The sequence below is a fragment of the Kitasatospora sp. NPDC059648 genome (assembly GCF_042734825.1).
GTDB lineage: Bacteria > Actinomycetota > Actinomycetes > Streptomycetales > Streptomycetaceae > Kitasatospora.
Genome location: NZ_JBHWDU010000077.1, coordinates 22160 through 39716 on the forward strand (window position 1 = coordinate 22160; position 17557 = coordinate 39716).

Here is a 17557-nt window from a genome sequence, read left to right on the forward strand (position 1 = left end):
GAGGGCATCGGGCTCGTGGACGGTGCCCTGCTGGGCGCCGGTCGCCCGGGCGGAGTTCTCCTGGGTCGTCACGACCGCACCCCCGCGGGCTCGGCGGCCTCCTCGGCCGGGGTGACCACGACCAGCAGGTCCTCCATCGCGACGGTGGCGCCGGCGGCGGCCCGCAGCTCGGCCACCACGCCGTCGTGCGGTGCGGCGATCACGTGCTCCATCTTCATGGCCTCCAGCACGAGCAGGGGCTGGCCCTTGCGGACCGTCTCGCCCGCGGTGGTCTTGACGACCGTGACCGTGCCCGGCATCGGGGCGGTCAGGGCGCCGTGGTGGGCCGCGGCGCCTGCGGCACTCTCGACCACCGGGTCGTAGGCGTGCATCGGCCAGGCGTCGCCCTCGATGCCGAGCCAGGTCACCGGACCGGCCGCGAGGCCGGGGGCGGCGTCGGTGGCCAGCGCGAAGGCGGTCCGCAGGCCGTCGACGGTCAGGTGCAGCCGGTCCGCGGCCAGGGTCGCGCGGGCCCGGTGCACGGGTCCGGCGTCGAGCCGGAGCTCCACCTCGCGGGCGGGTCCGGGGGAATTGTCAGTGGCGCCGGTTACGTTGCCCGCAGTGATCGGACGGATGCGCACCGAGACCGGATCCTGGCCGGGGGTACGGAGTCGGTGGATGGTCCAGGCGGGGGTGCCGCCCAGGCGCCAGCCGGAGGGGGAGGAGAACGGGTCGGTCCAGCCGCCGGGCTCGGTGGCCGGGGTGAGTTCCAGGTGCCGTGCCAGCGCGGCCGCGTAGTAGAGGAGGTGGGCAGGTGACGGGGGTTCGGTCGCCGGGGCGTCGGTCCCGGGAACGGGTGCCGCGGAGTCCGTGGCACCGGCCGTGGCGGGCGCGTTCGACGGTGCCGCTTTCGAAGGCGCCGCGTTCGACGGGGAGTGGGGCGCGACCAGCAGGGCCGGCTGCTGCTGGGTCGTCTGTTCCACCAGGCCGGTGTCCAGTCGGCCGGCGACGACGTCGGGGTGGGCGAGCAGTCGGCGCAGGAAGCCGGTGTTGGTGGTGACACCCAGGATGCGGGTGTCCGCCAGCGCGGCGCGCAGCCGGCGCAGCGCGGTCGGGCGGTCGGGCCCGTAGGCGATGACCTTGGCGAGCATGGGGTCGTAGGCGCTGGTGACGACGGTTCCGGGGGCGACGCCGGAGTCGACGCGGATGCCCTCGCCCCGGGGCTCGTCCAGGGTGAGGATGCGACCGCCGGTGGGCAGGAAGTCCCGTTCCGGGTCCTCGGCACAGATGCGGGCCTCGATGGCGTGGCCCAGGAAGGAGATGTCGGACTGGGTGAAGGAGAGCGGCTCGCCCGCGGCGACGCGCAGCTGCCACTCGACCAGGTCCAGTCGGGCCGCCTCCGGGCCGACGGCGACGGCGAGTTCGGTGACGGGGTGCTCGACCTGGAGGCGGGTGTTCATCTCCATGAAGAAGAAGTCCCGCACCCCCTCGGCAGCGGAGGCGGGGGCGTCCGGGTCGATGCCGGGGACGATGAACTCCACGGTGCCGGCCCCGGTGTAGCCGCAGGACTCCGCGGCGCGGACGGCCGCGGCGCCCATCGCGGCGCGGGTCTCGGCATTGAGGAGAACGGAGGGAGCCTCTTCGATCAGTTTCTGGTGGCGGCGCTGAAGGCTGCACTCGCGCTCGCCGAGGTGGACGGTGGTGCCGTGGGCGTCGGCGAGCACCTGCACCTCGATGTGGCGCGGCCGGTCGACCCAGCGCTCCAGCAGCAGGGTGTCGTCACCGAAGGCGGTCCGGGCGACGCGGCGGGCGGCGCCGATCTCGGTGGGCAGATCGGCGGGGTCCCGCACCAGGCGCATGCCCTTGCCGCCGCCACCGGCGGAGGGCTTGAGCAGGACGGGGTAGCCGATCTCGTCGGCGGCGGCGACGAGTTCCTCGTCGGTGGGCGCGGTGGCCTGGCTGCCGGGGACCACCGGGACGCCGGCGGCCCGTACGGCCTCCTTGGCGTTGATCTTGTCACCCATCAGCTCGACGGCACCGGGAGGTGGTCCGATGAAGACGAGGCCCGCGTCGGCGCAGGCGCGGGCGAAGCCGGGGTTCTCGGCGAGGAAGCCGTAGCCGGGGTGGACGGCCTGGGCACCGGTGCGGCGAGCGGCGGCGAGGATCTGGTCGATGCGCAGATAGGTCTCGGCGGCCGAGCTGTCGCTGCGGTCGGCCGGGCCGAGGCGGACCGCGACGTCGGCCTCGCGGACGTGCGGTGCGTCGGCGTCCGCGTCGCTGAAGACGGCGACCGAGCGGACACCGAGCCGCCGCAGGGTGCGGATCACCCGCAGCGCGATCTCGCCGCGGTTGGCGACCAGAACTGTGTCGAACATGGGAGGCGTTCCTCCGGGTCGAGGGGAGCCGTAAGAAGGAGGTGGCGGTGGGCGGTCGGGGCGCCGGTCCGGTCGTCGGACCGGCACCCCGGGAGTCACACCCGGAAGAGAGGGGCACGGAGCGGGGTCGCGCCGGAGCGGTCACGAGGCGGAGCCGGTGACGGTCGGCATGACCGGCGTGCGGCGTCACATGCGGAAGACGCCGAACGGAGCGGGCGGTGCCAGCGGGGCGTTGGCGCAGGCGGTGAGGGCGAGACCGACGACGGTGCGGGTGTCCATCGGGTCGATCACGCCGTCGTCCCAGAGCCGGGCGGTGGCGTAGTAGGCGTTGCCCTGCCGCTCGTACTGCTCGCGGACCGGGCGCTTGAACTCCTCCTCCGCCTCGGTCGGCCACTCCTCGCCGTGCGCCTCCAGCTGATCGCGGCGGACGGTGGCCAGCACGGAGGCCGCCTGCTCGCCGCCCATCACGGAGATCTTGGCGCCCGGCCACATCCACAGGAAGCGAGGTGAGTAGGCCCGGCCGCACATCGAGTAGTTACCGGCTCCGTACGAGCCGCCGATCACCACGGTCAGCTTCGGGACCCGGGTACAGGCGACGGCGTTGACCATCTTGGCACCGTGCTTGGCGATGCCGCCCGCCTCGTACTGCCGACCGACCATGAAGCCGGTGATGTTCTGCAGGAAGAGGAGGGGGACGCCGCGCTGGTCGCACAATTCGATGAAGTGGGCGCCCTTGACGGCCGACTCGGAGAACAGCACGCCGTTGTTGGCGACGATGCCGACGGGGTGGCCGTGGATCCGGGCGAAGCCGGTGACCAGGGTCGCGCCGTACTCGGCCTTGAACTCGGCGAAGCGGCTGCCGTCGACCAGCCGGGCGATCACCTCGCGCACGTCGTAGGGCGTTCGCGGGTCGACCGGGACGGCTCCGTACAGGCCGGCCGGGTCGACGGCCGGCGGCTCGACCGGGGTGAGCGGCCATGGCTTGGCCGCGCGCGGGCCGAGCTCGGACACGATGGTGCGGACGATGGAGAGGGCGTGGGCGTCGTCCTCGGCCAGGTGGTCCGTCACGCCCGAGGTGCGGGAATGCAGCTCGCCGCCGCCCAGCTCCTCGGCGGTGACCACCTCGCCGGTGGCGGCCTTCACCAGTGGCGGTCCGCCCAGGAAGATCGTGCCCTGGTTGCGGACGATCACGGCCTGGTCGCTCATCGCCGGGACGTACGCGCCGCCGGCCGTGCAGGAGCCGAGCACGGCGGCGATCTGCGGGATGCCCGCGGCCGAGAGCCGGGCCTGGTTGTAGAAGATCCGGCCGAAGTGGTCGCGGTCCGGGAAGACCTCGTCCTGCATCGGCAGGAAGGCGCCGCCGGAGTCCACCAGGTAGATGCAGGGGAGGCGGTTCTCCAGCGCGACCTCCTGGGCGCGCAGGTGCTTCTTCACCGTCATCGGGTAGTAGGTGCCGCCCTTGACGGTGGCGTCGTTGGCGACCACCACCACCTCGCGTCCGGCGACCCGGCCGATGCCGGCGATCACCCCGGCCGCGGGCGCCGCCCCGTCGTACATCCCGTCGGCGGCCAGCGGGGCCAGCTCCAGGAACGGGGAGGCCGGGTCGAGCAGGGTGTCCACCCGGTCGCGGGGGAGGAGCTTGCCGCGCGACGTGTGTCGGGCGCGGGCCTTGGCGCCCCCGCCGAGGGCGGCGGCGTCGAGCTTGGCACGCAGTTCGGCGACCAGCGCCTGGTGCGCCTCGGTGTTGGCCCGGTAGGCCGCGGAGCCCGGATCGGCGGAGGTGCCGAGCCGGGGCGCCGGAGCGGCTGCCCCCGGCGGTACGGCACCCGGTGCCGTCGCCGTGCCGGTCACTGCGTTGAGCCGGGCGCCGGAAGGTGCACCGGTGGTTGAGATGACCATTCCCAAGAGCTCCCTTGCCCTCGGCAGCAGGTGGGCGGGCCGAGTGCGGTTCGCCCGTGATCCCCACGTTAATTAACGTTAACTTACGCGGCCAGGTTAACGGCCGATAACCCAGCTGTCTACGATGGGCAGCATGCCGAACGTTCCCGCAGCCACCGCGCTCCCACGCCGCGACCAGATCCGCCGGGAGGCCGCGCGTCTGTTCGCCGCGCGGGGCTTCCTGGGCGTGGGCGTGGACGAGATCGGCAAGGCCGTCGGCATCAGCGGCCCCGGGCTCTACCGCCACTTCGCCGGCAAGGACGCGATGCTGGCCGACCTGCTGATCGGCATCAGCGAGCGCCTGCTGGAGGAGGGGCGCCGCCGGGCGGGTGGCGGCGACGGTCCGGCCGCCGCGCTGGACGCGCTGATCAGCGGCCACGTCGACTTCGCGCTCAACGACCGCGACCTGATCACCCTGCACGACCGCGAGCTGCTGAACCTCAAGGAGGAGGACCGGCGCACGGTCCGCCGGCTCCAGCGCGGCTACGTGGAGCTGTGGGTGGACGTGGTTCGGCAGGCCCACCCGTCGCTCGCCGCCCCCGCGGCCGAGCCGATGGCGCGGGCCGCCGTGCACGCGGTCTTCGGCCTGATCAACTCGACCCCGCACAGCCTCGGCCCGAACCCGGCCCAGGGTGATCGCACCGGTCTGCGGCGGGACGGAATGGCCGCGCTGCTGCACACTCTCGCCCACGGAGCCTTCGCGGCCGCCGCCGACTCCGCGGCCACTGGCCCGGCCGCCGCGGGCGGCCCCGGGGTGGCCGATCCGAATTCCGGCACCGACTCCGGCTCCGACTCCGACTGAGGCCGAGCGCCGGGGGCGCCGGCACCCGGAACGCCGGTCCGCACTTGGGCACAGCCGCAGACCCGCCGTCGGCCCTAGGCCGAAAGGACGGCGCCCGTCCGCCCCCGGGCCGCTGGGCGGACGGCAGGTGATCGGCGACCCTTGGGGTAGGGGCGGCCCGCCGAGTCGCAGCTGTGTTCGACTGGGAATCACCGCAGGCGGCGGGCTGTTGCCCAGTCCGCAGGGCCGGACGATCCGGGCCGCCCCGGAACCGGCTCGACCGCCCCGCGCGGCCGGAAAAGCCATGGCGGCCACCCGACGAAATGGTTAGCATCCCTAAATATGCCCGAGACTCACGGATCCATGGTGGAGCAATCCCCGAGCGGCTCACCGGCCCCCGGCCCCGACCCGGAGGGCCCCGGCGAGAGCCCGCAGGCCACTGACACGCGCCCCGAGCAGAACGAGCACGCGAAGCCGAACGAGCACGCGAAGCGGACCGAGAACCTGAAGCGGACCGAGAGCCTGAAGCCGAGGGAGAACGCAGAGGCCGACGGCTGGCTGCGCCGCCTGATTGGCTACAGCCGGCGGTCCCGTCGCAGCCTGTTGCTCGCCTTCGGCGCCTCACTGCTCGGTATGGCCGTCACCGCGCTGGTGCCGCTGGTCACCAAGCTGATCATCGACGACGTCATCGTCGCCCACACCCGCTCGCTGACCCCGTGGGCCGTGGTGCTGCTGCTCGCCGCCGTCGTGGTCTTCGGCTGCACCCAGGTGCGTCGCTACTACGGCGGCCAGCTCGCCCTCGACGTCCAGCACGACATGCGCAGCGACCTCTTCCGGTCGCTCGGTCGGCTGGACGGCCACCGCCAGGACCGCCTGGACACCGGGCAGGTGGTCGGGCGCGCGACCTCCGACCTCCAGCTGATCAACGGCCTGCTCTCGATGCTGCCGATGATGACCGGCTACCTGCTGATGTTCGTGATGTCGGTCGGCGTGATGGTCTGGCTGTCCGCGCCGTTGACCCTGATCGCCCTGGTCATGGCCCCTGCGCTGTGGTGGGTCAGTGTGCTCAGCCGCAAGCGCCTGTTCCCGGCCACCTGGGCCGCCCAGCAGGAGGCCGCCGCCGTCGCGGGTGTGGTGGACGGTGCGATCGGCGGCGTCCGGGTGGTCAAGGGCTTCGGCCAGGAGGCGCAGGAGCAGGACAAGCTGGAGCGGGCCTCCCGCAACCTGTTCGCCGCCCGACTCCGGTCGATTCGCCTCAACGCCCGCTACAACCCGGCGATGCAGGCGATCCCGGCCCTCGCCCAGGTCGCCGTGCTGGCCTTCGGCGGTTGGCTGGCCGTCGACGGGAGGGTCTCGCTCGGGACCTTCGTCGCCTTCTCCACCTACGTCGCCCAGATGACCGGTCCGGTGCGGATGCTGACCATGGTGATCACGGTCGGCCAGCAGGCCCGGGCGGGCGTCGAGCGCGTCCTGCAGCTGATCGACGAGCGCCCGCTGGTCCAGGAGCGTCCGGACGCGCTCAGCCTGGACCTCACCCATGACGGCAGCGTCGCCGACGCCACGAACGGCGGCTCGGCCGGTCCCCGCACCCCCGACGTCGCCCTGGAGTTCGACCGGGTCGAGTTCCGTTACGATCCCGAGCACCCCGCCCCGGTCCTGCACGGCCTCAGTCTGAAGCTCGCCCCGGGCGAGACCCTCGCCCTTGTGGGTGCGTCCGGCTCCGGCAAGTCGACGGTCGCCCAGCTGGTGCCCCGCTTCTACGACCCGGCGGCCGGGGCCGTCCGCCTCTACGGCCACGACCTGCGCGACCTCACCCTGGACTCGGTCCGCACGGCGGTCGGCATCGTCCCCGAGGAGAGCTTCCTCTTCTCCGAGTCGGTCCGCACCAACATCGCCTACGGCCGTCCGGACGCCACCGAGGAGCAGATCGTCGCCGCCGCGCGCGCGGCCCAGGCGGACGAGTTCGTCCGTGCGTTGCCGGACGGGTACGAGACCAAGGTCGGCGAGCAGGGCCTGACCCTCTCCGGTGGCCAGCGCCAGCGCATCGCCCTGGCCCGTGCGATCCTCACCGACCCCCGGATCCTGCTCCTGGACGACGCCACCTCGGCCGTCGACCCGCAGGTCGAGGCGGAGATCCACGACGCGCTGCGCTCCGTGATGACCGGCCGCACCACCCTGCTGATCGCCCACCGCCGCTCGACCCTCCAACTCGCCGACCGGATCGCCGTTCTTGACCACGGCCGGCTGCTGGACCTCGGTACGCACGAGGAACTCGAAGCCCGATGTCCCCAGTACCGCGCCCTGATCACCGACCCCGAGGCCGGCCGGACCCCCGAGCCGCAGAACCCGCCGGCCGAACAGCCCGCGCCGCAACCCGCTCAACAGTCCGCACAAGGCGAACAGCCGCTGCGAGACGGACAGCCCGAGCAGAAGGCCCCCGAGCAGAAGGCCCCCGAGCAGGAGGCCGTGGAGCAGGGGACCCCCGAGCTCCCCACCCCCGCCCTCGCCAAGGCGGCCCGCACCGCCGATCCGGACCTGGTGGCCAAGGTCGCCGACCTCCCGCCGGCCACCGACGTCCCCGCCGTGCCCCGCGCCGAGGCCGAGGCCGGCGACCCCGACTTCAGCCTCGGCCGCCTGCTGCGCCCCTTCCGTGCCCCGCTGCTGATCGCCCTCCTGCTGGTCACCCTGGACGCGGCCGCCGGGCTCGTGCTGCCGGTGCTGATCCGGCACGGCATCGACGAGGGCGTCCGCAAGGGCCTGATGTCCGGCGTCGCGGTGGCCTCGGTCGCCGCGCTGGTCGTCGTCCTGCTGGACTGGCTGGTGCAGAGTGCCGAGAACCGGGTCAGCGGCCGTACCGGTGAGCGCGTGCTGTACACCCTCCGGCTCAAGATCTTCGCCCACCTCAACCGGCTCGGTCTGGACTACTACGAGCGCGAGTTGACCGGCCGGATCATGACCCGGATGACCACCGACCTGGACTCGCTGACCTCCTTCCTGCAGACCGGCATGGTGACCGCCGTGGTCAGCCTGCTGACCTTCGCCGGGATCTTCGTGGCCCTGCTGATCATCGACGCCGGCCTGGCACTGGTGGTCTTCGCTGTACTGCCGCTGCTGGTGATCGCGACCCTGGTGTTCCGGAAGAAGTCCAAGGACCAGTACGAGCGCTCCCGGGACCTGATCAGCACGGTCAACGCCGATCTTCAGGAGAACGTGGCCGGCATGCGGATCGTCCAGGCCTTCCGCCGTCTGGACACCAACACCGACCGCTTCGTGGCGCGCGGGATCGCCTACCGCGAAGCCCGGGTCCGAGCGCAGCTCTACATCTCGCTGTACTTCCCGTTCGTCCAGCTCCTCTCCAGCGTGGCGGCCGCACTGGTGCTGATCGTCGGTGCCTCCCGGGTCGACGCGGGGACGCTGACGGTCGGCGCGCTGGTCGCCTACCTGCTCTACATCGACCTGTTCTTCGCGCCGGTCAACCAGCTCTCCCAGGTGTTCGACGGCTACCAGCAGGCCTCGGTCGGCCTCGGCCGGATCCGCGAACTGCTGCGCACCCCGACCACCACCGCGGAGGCGGCCGACCCGGTCCCGGTGACCGGGGCGCTGCGGGGTGAGATCAGCTTCGAGGGCGTCGGCTTCGCCTACAACGGCGGTGCGGACGGCGCCCCGGACGTGCTGAGCGGCGTCGACCTGCGGATACCCGCCGGACAGACGGTGGCGCTGGTCGGTGAGACCGGTGCGGGCAAGTCGACGCTGGTCAAGCTGGTCGCCCGGTTCTACGACGCCACCGAGGGCACCGTCCGGGTGGACGGCGTGGACCTCACCCGTTACGACCTGGCCCAGTACCGCCACCGCCTGGGCGTGGTGCCCCAGGAGGCGTACCTGTTCGCGGGCACCGTCCGCGAGGCGATCGCGTACGGCCGGCCGGACGCCTCGGCGGCCGAGGTGGAGGCGGCGGCCCGGGCGGTCGGGGCGCACGACATGATCGTCCGACTGTCGGGCGGCTACGACCACGAGGTCGCGGGCCGCGGGCGAAACCTTTCGGCGGGCCAGCGCCAGCTGATCGCGCTGGCCCGGGCCGAACTGGTCGACCCGGACATCCTGCTGCTGGACGAGGCCACCGCGGCGCTCGACCTGGCCACCGAGGCCGCGGTCAACCAGGCCGCCGACCGGCTCAGCGGAGGCCGCACCACCCTGGTCATCGCCCACCGCCTGACCACCGCCGAACGCGCCGACCGGGTGGTCGTGCTGGACCACGGCCGGGTGGTCGAGGACGGCACCCACACCGAACTGCTCGCCCTGGGCGGTACCTACACCCGGCTCTGGCAGGCGTTCATCGCGGACGGCCACCCGGCGCCGGCCGAGACGGTCGCCGCCGGGTAGCCGCCGGGCCATCGGCCACACCGGGTCGGCGGGCGGACCGTGGTACGACGGCCCGCACGCCGACCCCGCCGACGCACCGGTCGGTCCGTCAGGCGGCGATCAACGAGGCCAGCAGCCCCGAGGCGTCGATGCCGCGCGGCAGGTCGCTCACCTGGCCGTCTCCGACCTCCACCACCCGCCAGCCGGACCCGTCGGCCCGGCTGGCGAGGTCGGTGGTGACGAAGCGGCAGCCGAGTCTTCGCACCAGTGCGGACACCTCGGTGAGGTCGGGCTCGACGTGGAGGCGCGGGGCGTCCGGGTGCGGCCCGACCAGGACCGGCCGGCCGTCCAGCCACCACACCCGGGCCTCCACCGTCCGCCGCTCGCCGCCCGTGGTACCTGGGCCGCCCACGTCGCCCGTGCCCCCTGCGGAACCCGGGCCACCCTCGCCACCCGTGGCATCCGTGGCATCCGTGGCACCTGGGCCGCCCGCGTCGCCCGCGCCGGCCACGGCATCGCCGCGCTCCTCGTCCGGCCCGTCCGCCCGCTCGAACTCCTCGTACCGCCGCAGCACCACCCCGCCGGCCAGGAACTCGCCCTGCAGCTCGACGAACCGTCCGACCACCCGTCCGACCGCCGCCAGATCGGCCAACTCCGGTACGTAGCAGGCCTCCTGCCACTCGTGCTTGCGCGACTTCACGTAGTCCTTGACGATCGCCGGCCCGCTCCCGCCGAGCCGGGCCACGGCCTCCGCCAGTTCCGCAGGCGTGGGTGGCACCGCCCCGGCGGTCGGGATCCAGACGCTGGGCGGGGTCGCCCCCTCGAACGCCCCGTACCAGCCGGGCAGTTCGTGCGCCGCCGCGTAGCCGGGCGGACTGGTCAGCAGGTTTCCGCCGCGGGCGGTGAGCGCGGCGGCGAACTCGGCGTACCGGGCGGAGGGGAGCATCCAGCCCCGGTACCAGAGCGGTCCGCTGCCCCGGGGCACCCGCCGGACCGCCTCCTCGGCGCGTCCGGCAAGCAGCTCGTCGTGGTCGACCAGGAGGTGTTCGCCGCCCAGCTCCCGTACCAGCCTGGCCTCCCAGGCGAAGTGCGGATCGGGCCGACGGGGGTTGAGCGGATCTGCGGGAAAGAGGATCGAGGGTACGGGCATGGCGGTCAGGGTACGGCCACCGGGCCGCCCGCGACTGCGGATCGACGCAGGCCGGGGGCCCGGAAGGGGCTCAAGTCGGGGGACCGGGCCGGGAATCCGGTCGACGCCCCGGTCAGGCGCTGCCAGAGTGTCCCGATGCGAAGACTGCTGCGACCGCGCAAACGAGTTCCCCGCCGGGCCGCCCGCACGGTAGTCCTGGACCGGAACGGCTCGGTGTTCCTGCTCCGTTCGGACAACGACGAGGTCGGCGTCCACTGGACCATGCCCGGTGGCGGGCTGGAACCGGGCGAGACCCCCCGGGTCGGTGCCCGCCGCGAACTGTGGGAGGAGACCGGCTGGACCGACCTCGAACCCGGCCCGCTGCTCTGCACCTGGGAGCACGACTTCACCTGGCACGGCACCCCGGTCCGCCAGCACGAGCACATCTACCTGACCAGCGGACCGCACCGCGGCCCGGTCGGCGACGTCAGCGCGGTGCACGCCGAGGACCGGATCCTCGACTGGCGCTGGTGGACCCCGGCCGACCTCGCCGACGAGAACGCCGACGCGCTCTGGCCGCCCCGGCTCCCGGAGCTGCTGGACGCGGTCCGCGCGGGCTGGGCGGTCGACGGGCGCCCTCCGGTGCCCGTCGACCTCGGCTACGTCCCGAACGCTCGCTGACGGGCCCGCCGCCGGGCTCTAACCGCGCCCGCCGCGCCGCGGCCGTCGGTGCAGGCCGGTCGGGCCGGTCGGACCGGGCTCCCAGCCGTGCAGATCCAACTCCCGGTCGTGCAGCGCCCACGGGTTCATCCGTACCGTCAGCCGGGCGCCGGTCAGCTGCTCGACGGCGAGGCCGGTCTCTTCAACCAGCTGCTCGGTCGACACCGAGACGGCGATGGCGGGACGCCAGGACGGCAGCACCACCAGGCTGGTCCCGCGCCCGACCCGGACCGGCTCCGCCGCCACCCGGACCGGCGTCCGCTCCTCCGGGCGGCCGACGGCCTCCGGCTGGACCGGGCTGCCGCCGATCAGGATGCCGAGCGGCGGGACGGCCCAGGGCTCCTCTGCCCCGCCGCCCACCACGGCCCAGGTGTCCGCACCGGCCGTGGGGGGTGTGCGGTCGGCCGCCCCCCTCGTTGCACCGGTCGGTTCACCCGACCGCCCCGCACCGCGCGGCTCCACCCCGGTCGGGTCGGCGGCGGCCGTCTCCCGTGCGGTCGCCCCCTGCCCGGTCCGGTCGGTCCGCGGGTGCATCCGGCGCAGTCGGCGGGAGGGGGACGGGCGCCGCGAGCTCAGGCCCCGCACCTCCTCGCGCACCGGTTCACGCACCAGTTCGCGCTGCGATGCACGGGACGGCTTGCGGGACGGCTCGCTAGAGACCTCGCGATACGACTCCCGCGCCGAACGCGGCACCGGCGCGGGCCGGTTGCCCTCGGACGGCGCCGCCGCCTGCTGGGCCCGGACGAACCCCGGAGCGGTCCCGTCGAAGAGGGCACCGGCGGCGCCGTCCCCGTCCTCCTCCCCGGCCTCGCCGAGCAGCGTCCGAACCTCCTCCACCGACCGGCGGCACGCCGCGGCCAGCTCGGCGAGCGAGCGTCCTTCGGCGCGCGCGGCCCGCAGCCGCTCGGCGAACGCCGCCCGGAGCCGGTCCGCCGTCGCACTGCCGTCCGCCGTCGCGCCGCCGTCCGCCGGAGCCTGGCGGAGCTGCGCCTCGACATCCTCCGGGGTGCGCGGCTGCGGCACCGTGTCCTGGCGGGCGGGGGCGCCGAGCACACCGGTCGGTCCGCCGTCGGCAGCCGCCGCGATCGAGCAGATCGGCGCCCCTGGAGCAGCCCGGTCGGCCCGGTCAGCCTGGGCGGCCGGGTCAACAGGCAAGACCGAGTCGGCCGGACGGGACAGAACTGCCGTGACGGCCGTTCCCGTGGCGACGGGCGGTGCACCGGCCGCGGTCGAGGAGTCGGCACCGTCCGAGGGCGGGCCGGGGAGGGCGGGGTCGGTGGAGCTGGGGTGGAGCGAGGTCATCGGCGGGCCCTTCGGGGGACGGTCCCGACGATCCTCCCGCACCGCGCGACCAGCTCCAAGCGCCATTCCCGGGCGTGTGCCCGCGAGTACGGCGGGTTCACCACGCCCGCTACCGGAGGCCGACGGAGCCCCCTGCCCGGCAGGTCGGCTCAACTCCCGGGCGTCACGAAGCCCTTGAGGTCGGCGAGCACCGCGTTGGCCGCCGTGACACCGAGTCCCAGGAACCAGGTCTCGTCCGAAACCGGCCGGGCCTGACTGGACTTGACCGCACCGAGCGTCTTCCAGAGCGCGCTGCCGAGCACCGCGTCCTGATGGGTCGAGCTGGGGCTGCCGTACACGCCGTAGAAGATCCAGTCGGCGTCCGCCTTGTCGATCTGCTCCGGACCGACCTCCACCGCGAGCTCCTTGACCTGTTCGATCTTCGGCTGCGGCAGCGGCACGTCGCTCAGGACGGTGCCGATGAAGGACAGCTCGGCGTAGAGCCTGGTCCGGCCCGGCATGAAGCGCAGCGGCGTGATGGTGGGCCGCTTGTCGCCGAGCCCGGTGCCGATCGCTGCGGCGGCCGCCTGGTACGCGTCGAGCTGCGCCTTGGCCTCGGCCTGCAGGCCGAAGGGGCTGGCGTTGAGCAGGAAGTTCTGCTTCCAGGGGTAGCCGGGGCGCAGCGAGAAGACGGTCGGCGCGATCTTCGACAGCTGGGCGTACTGGTCCTGGGCGCGCAGTTGGCTGCCGAGGATCAGGTCGGGCTTGAGCGCGGCGATCGCCTCCAGGTTGAGGCTGTTGACGGTGCCGACGGCGGCCGGGTTGCCCGCCTTGTCCTTGAGGTAGGAGGGCAGCGACTTGGAACCGTCGGTGTGGACGACGCCGACCGGCTGGACGCCCAGCGAGACGACGTTGTCGAGCTCGCCGGTGTCCAGCACCACGACCCGGGTGGGCTTGGCGGGGATGACGGTCTCGCCCATGGCGTGCCTGACGGTGCGGGGGTAGACGCCGGGGGCGGCGTCGGTGCCGAAGCCCGTCATCTTCTCGATCACGGTGGCGTAGTCGTCGCCGCCCTGCCTGACCGACTTCTGGTCGGGGGAGGAGCCGCCACCCGGCTTCGACCCGCTGCCGCCCGTACCACCGCCGCCTCCGTTCCCGCTTCCCTCTCCACCGCCGGAGCTGCCGCAGGCGGTGAGCAGTCCGCTCAGACCGAGTACGGCGGCGCCGGCCACGCCGGCCGTGAGGAAGCGGCGGCGGCCGGGGGTGCGGGCGGTGCGGATCGGGCCGTCGGAGTCGGAGGCCACGCGACGCTCCTTCACGAATCGGGACCGGCGGCCGAGGGAGGCGCCGGGCAGTCAAAGTTAGGTGAGGCAAACCCATCTTGCCTGCCACCTGATCGGCGCGAACGTCGCCCAGGACACCATCCTGTGCCCGGTACTTCGCCGCTCGCTCCGCGGCAGCCTGCGCGACCTGCTGCTCACGGGCGCGGAGCCACTGCTCGGCGGCCTCGGGCTGAGCGCCGTCCTCCTGCAGACCCTCACCGACGCCTGGTCCCCCGTCTACGGCAACGGCGCGGTGTTCGGCATCGGCTCGGTGCTCGTGATCGGAGTCGGCATCCTGCTGCTCGACGCCGGACCGATGACCTGGTACGGCCCGGTACGGCCGGAGTTCTTCCGCGGCGAGACGCTGCAGCAGGGACACCCCCGCCCTGGTGGTGGAGGACTGACGCTATCGTTGGAGCCATGAAGCGCTTCGTGGGCCTGTGCTGGTGGCCGTCCTAGGACGGCCAACACACCTGCCTGACCAGGGCCGTCCGGGATGGACGGCCCTGTCGCGTTTCCCCACGGAACGGGCCCGCGCCCCGGACGGCCGCCACCACCGCCGTACCGAGGGAGAAACCCGATGACCACCGTTGAGCGCGCCACCAACCGCGTCACCGCCGCCCGCGCCACCACCAACCGCGCCACTGCGGCCCGCACCGCGGCGGACCACGCGACGACCGGACACGCGACCGCCGAACCGTCCGCCGCCGCCGTCCTGACGGCCGCCGACCTGGTCGGCGATCCGGGCGCCCACCGCGTCCTCACCGGGGACCGCCCCACCGGCCCGCTCCATCTCGGCCACTACTTCGGGACCCTGCAGAACCGGGTCCGGCTCCAGGACCAGGGCGTCGAGATGTTCGTCCTGGTCGCCGACTACCAGGTCATCACCGACCGCGACCTCGCCGACCGGCTCGCCGAGCACACCGAGAACCTGGTCCTGGACTACCTCGCGGCCGGCCTCGACCCCGAGCGGGCCACGATCTTCGCGCACAGTGCCGTCCCCGCCCTGAACCAGCTGCTGCTGCCCTTCCTCAGCCTGGTGAGCGTCGCCGAACTGAACCGCAACCCCACCGTCAAGGACGAGATCGCCCACTCCAGCCAGGCCGCCGTCAACGGACTGATGTTCACCTACCCCGTCCACCAGGCCGCCGACATCCTCTTCTGCAAGGCCGACCTCGTCCCGGTCGGCCAGGACCAGCTGCCCCATCTGGAGGTCGCCCGCACCGTCGCCCGCCGCTTCAACGAGCGCTACCCGCACGCAGACGGCAGCGCCGTCTTCCCCCGCCCCCGGGCGCTGCTCTCCGACGCCCCGATGCTGCTCGGCACCGACGGGGGGAAGATGAGCAAGAGCCGCGGCAACGCCGTCGCCCTCGGCGCCGACGAGGACGAGACCGCCCGGATCATCCGCGGCGCCAAGACCGACGCCGACCGCCGCATCACCTACGACCCGGCCGGCCGCCCCGGGATCTCCGGCCTCGTCCTGCTCGCCGCGCTCTGCCAGGACCGCTCGCCGGAGGCGATCGCAGAGGAGATCGGCGACGGCGGCGCGGCCGCCCTCAAGCGCACCGTCACCGAGTCCGTCAACGAGTACTTCCGCCCGCTGCGCGCCCGCCGCGCCGAACTCGCCGCCGACCGCGGCCACCTGCGGCAGGTCCTGCGCGCCGGTGCCGAGCGGGCCAACGCCATCGCCGACGCCACCCTCGCCGAAGTGCGGGAGGTGATGGGCGCGATCTGAAGAGCACTCAACCCGCCCGGACCTCCTGGGGTCCGCCCACCGCGGACATCGGCCGGTCGGCCCGCGGGCATATCGTCACCGGGCGGCCTCGACCACAGCCCGAGGCCCCCCGCCACCCGCCCCTCCCCCGAAAGGCCCGGTCCATGGACCAGCAACCCACCACGCCCGGCCAGGGACTGACCCGCCCGCCGCAGCTGCGCCCCGGCGACCACATAGTCATCGTCGCTCCCAGCGGCCCGATCGACCCCGAGCGGCTCACCGCCGGCTGCGCGATCCTCCGCTCCTGGGGCCTGCGCGTCACCGTCGCCCCGCACGTCCTCGACACCCACCCCACCCTCGGCTACCTGGCCGGCACCGACGCCGACCGCGCCGCCGACCTCCAGGACGCCTGGCTCGACCCCGCCGTCGACGCCGTCATCTGCGCCCGCGGCGGCTACGGCGTCCACCGCGTCGTCGACCTCCTCGACTGGACCGCGATGCGCGCCGCCCGGCCCAAGCCCTTCATCGGCTTCAGCGACGTCAGCTCCCTTCACGAGGCCTTCGCCCAGCGCCTCGGCCTCGCCACCCTGTACGGGCCGCTGGCCTCCGGCTCCTCCTTCGTGGACGACGGGCCCACCGCCGAGCACCTGCGCCGGACCCTCTTCGACCCCGCAGCCACCACCGTCCTCACCTCGCCCACCGCCACCGCCCTCGTCCCCGGCCGCGCCCACGGCGTGACCGCCGGAGGCTGCGTCCACGTCCTCGCCGCGGAGCGCGGCACGCCCGCCGCCCGCCCCTCCTTCGCGGGCAGCATCCTGATCCTCGAAGACGTGAACGAGCACCCGTACCAGCTCGACCGCCTGCTCACCCAGTTCCTGCGCTCCGGCGCCCTCGACGGTGTGGCCGGCATAGCCCTCGGTTCCTGGGAGGGCTGCGGCCGGTCGGAACGGGTCCGGGACGTGATGCTCGACCGCCTCGGCGGGCTCGGTGTGCCCGTGCTCTGGGAACTGGGCTTCGGCCACTGCCCGTCCACCCTCACCGTTCCGCTCGGTATCCCGGCCCTGCTCGACGCGGACGCCGGCACCCTCACCCTGGACCTGCCCGGCCTCACCGCCGGTTCCGTCCCGGCGCCCGGGGTCGGCTGAACCGGCCGCCGGGCCGGGGGAATGAGTAGGGTGCCGCCATGAACGAGGACCGCCTCACCGCCCTTGCCCTCGGACTCCTCCGCGGCCCGGGCAGCAACGCCCGTACGATCCTCGGACTTGCCGGCCCGCCCGGAGCCGGCAAGTCCACCCTGGCCCGCCGCCTCGTCGCCGAGGTCGAACGCGTCGAAGGCCCCGGCACGGCCGCGTACCTCCCGCTCGACGGCTTCCACCTCTCGGCCGCCCAGCTCGACCGCCTCGGGCTCACCCACCGCAAGGGCGCCCCGGCCACCTTCGACGCCCACGGCTACGTCGCCCTGCTGCGCCGGGTCGCCGCCGACCGCTTCCAGGACATCTACGTCCCCGACTTCGACCGCACCCTGGACGAGCCGGTCGCCGCCCGCCACGTCGTGCGCCCCCACACCCGGCTGGTCATCACTGAGGGCAACTACCTCGCCTCCGCCGACACCCCCTGGCCGGACGCCCGCCAAGTGCTGCGCGAACTCTGGTACGTCGAAACCGATGACACCGTGCGCCACGAACGCCTGCTCCGCCGCCACCGCGACGGCGGCCGTGACGAGGCCACCGCCCTGCACTGGGTGACCGCCAACGACCACCCCAACGGCGAGTACGTGAAGCAGGGCCGGGCGCTCTGCACCCGGACCGTCCCCGGAACCGGTTTGCGTCAGGCTCCGCAGAGGGGTAGTGTTTTCTAGTCGCTCGGCAGGGAGCACCGGACACGCATCGGCGCGGACGGTCCCGGGGCGGCCAATCCCCTGAAACACCACTTCTCGGTTCGTGCCGGCTGTTTCGCTTT

At 73.7% G+C, this 17557-nt stretch carries 12 protein-coding genes; 7 read left to right on the top strand and 5 right to left on the bottom strand.

The annotated features are described in order from the left end of the window. Positions 1–68: 68 nt before the first annotated feature. Positions 69–2354 carry a biotin carboxylase N-terminal domain-containing protein gene (locus tag ACFV1W_RS31760; RefSeq protein WP_380420706.1) on the bottom strand — a complete coding sequence of 762 codons (2286 nt, stop codon included), beginning with the start codon at positions 2352–2354 and terminating at the stop codon, positions 69–71. A 186-nt stretch (positions 2355–2540) separates the two neighbouring features. Beyond that, complete coding sequence (locus ACFV1W_RS31765) at positions 2541–4253, bottom strand: carboxyl transferase domain-containing protein (RefSeq protein WP_380420707.1); 1713 nt, start codon at positions 4251–4253, stop codon at positions 2541–2543. Between the two features lie 133 nt (positions 4254–4386). Here ACFV1W_RS31765 and ACFV1W_RS31770 point away from each other — a divergent pair, with 133 nt between their 5' ends. Both ACFV1W_RS31770 and ACFV1W_RS31775 read left to right on the top strand, forming a co-directional pair. After that, the gene (locus ACFV1W_RS31770) at positions 4387–5094 is read left to right on the top strand and encodes a TetR/AcrR family transcriptional regulator (protein ID WP_380420708.1); all 708 of its coding nucleotides are present in this window, start codon (positions 4387–4389) and stop codon (positions 5092–5094) included. 342 nt (positions 5095–5436) lie between these two features. After that, positions 5437–9453 carry an ABC transporter ATP-binding protein gene (locus ACFV1W_RS31775; RefSeq protein ID WP_380420709.1) on the top strand — a complete coding sequence of 1339 codons (4017 nt, stop codon included), beginning with the start codon at positions 5437–5439 and terminating at the stop codon, positions 9451–9453. Between the two features lie 88 nt (positions 9454–9541). On the opposite strand, the gene ACFV1W_RS31780 is transcribed toward ACFV1W_RS31775, so the two are convergent. Next, positions 9542–10582, bottom strand: coding sequence for an ATP-grasp domain-containing protein (locus ACFV1W_RS31780; RefSeq protein ID WP_380420710.1), 1041 nt, complete (start codon positions 10580–10582; stop codon positions 9542–9544). A gap of 135 nt (positions 10583–10717) precedes the next feature. Between ACFV1W_RS31780 and ACFV1W_RS31785 the strand changes: the two genes are divergently transcribed. Further along, positions 10718–11242, top strand: a complete 525-nt coding sequence (locus tag ACFV1W_RS31785) for an NUDIX hydrolase (protein ID WP_380420711.1) — start codon at positions 10718–10720, stop codon at positions 11240–11242. Between the two features lie 18 nt (positions 11243–11260). Here ACFV1W_RS31785 and ACFV1W_RS31790 read toward each other — a convergent pair whose 3' ends face one another. After that, a complete protein-coding gene (locus ACFV1W_RS31790; protein WP_380420712.1) occupies positions 11261–12583 on the bottom strand; it encodes a hypothetical protein in 1323 nt (440 codons plus the stop codon). 149 nt (positions 12584–12732) lie between these two features. Then, complete coding sequence (locus ACFV1W_RS31795) at positions 12733–13866, bottom strand: ABC transporter substrate-binding protein (protein WP_380420713.1); 1134 nt, start codon at positions 13864–13866, stop codon at positions 12733–12735. A gap of 61 nt (positions 13867–13927) precedes the next feature. Here ACFV1W_RS31795 and ACFV1W_RS31800 point away from each other — a divergent pair, with 61 nt between their 5' ends. From ACFV1W_RS31800 to ACFV1W_RS31815, 4 genes are all read left to right on the top strand, one after another. After that, entirely contained in the window at positions 13928–14308 is a 381-nt protein-coding gene (locus tag ACFV1W_RS31800; protein ID WP_380420714.1) for a hypothetical protein, read from the top strand. 156 nt (positions 14309–14464) lie between these two features. Then, positions 14465–15619, top strand: a complete 1155-nt coding sequence (gene trpS, locus ACFV1W_RS31805; protein WP_380420715.1) for a tryptophan--tRNA ligase — start codon at positions 14465–14467, stop codon at positions 15617–15619. 143 nt (positions 15620–15762) lie between these two features. Beyond that, on the top strand, positions 15763–16743 hold the full coding sequence (locus ACFV1W_RS31810; RefSeq protein WP_380420716.1) for an LD-carboxypeptidase: 981 nt from the start codon (positions 15763–15765) through the stop codon (positions 16741–16743). A 38-nt stretch (positions 16744–16781) separates the two neighbouring features. Next, entirely contained in the window at positions 16782–17456 is a 675-nt protein-coding gene (locus ACFV1W_RS31815) for a nucleoside/nucleotide kinase family protein (RefSeq protein WP_380420717.1), read from the top strand. Positions 17457–17557: the final 101 nt, after the last annotated feature.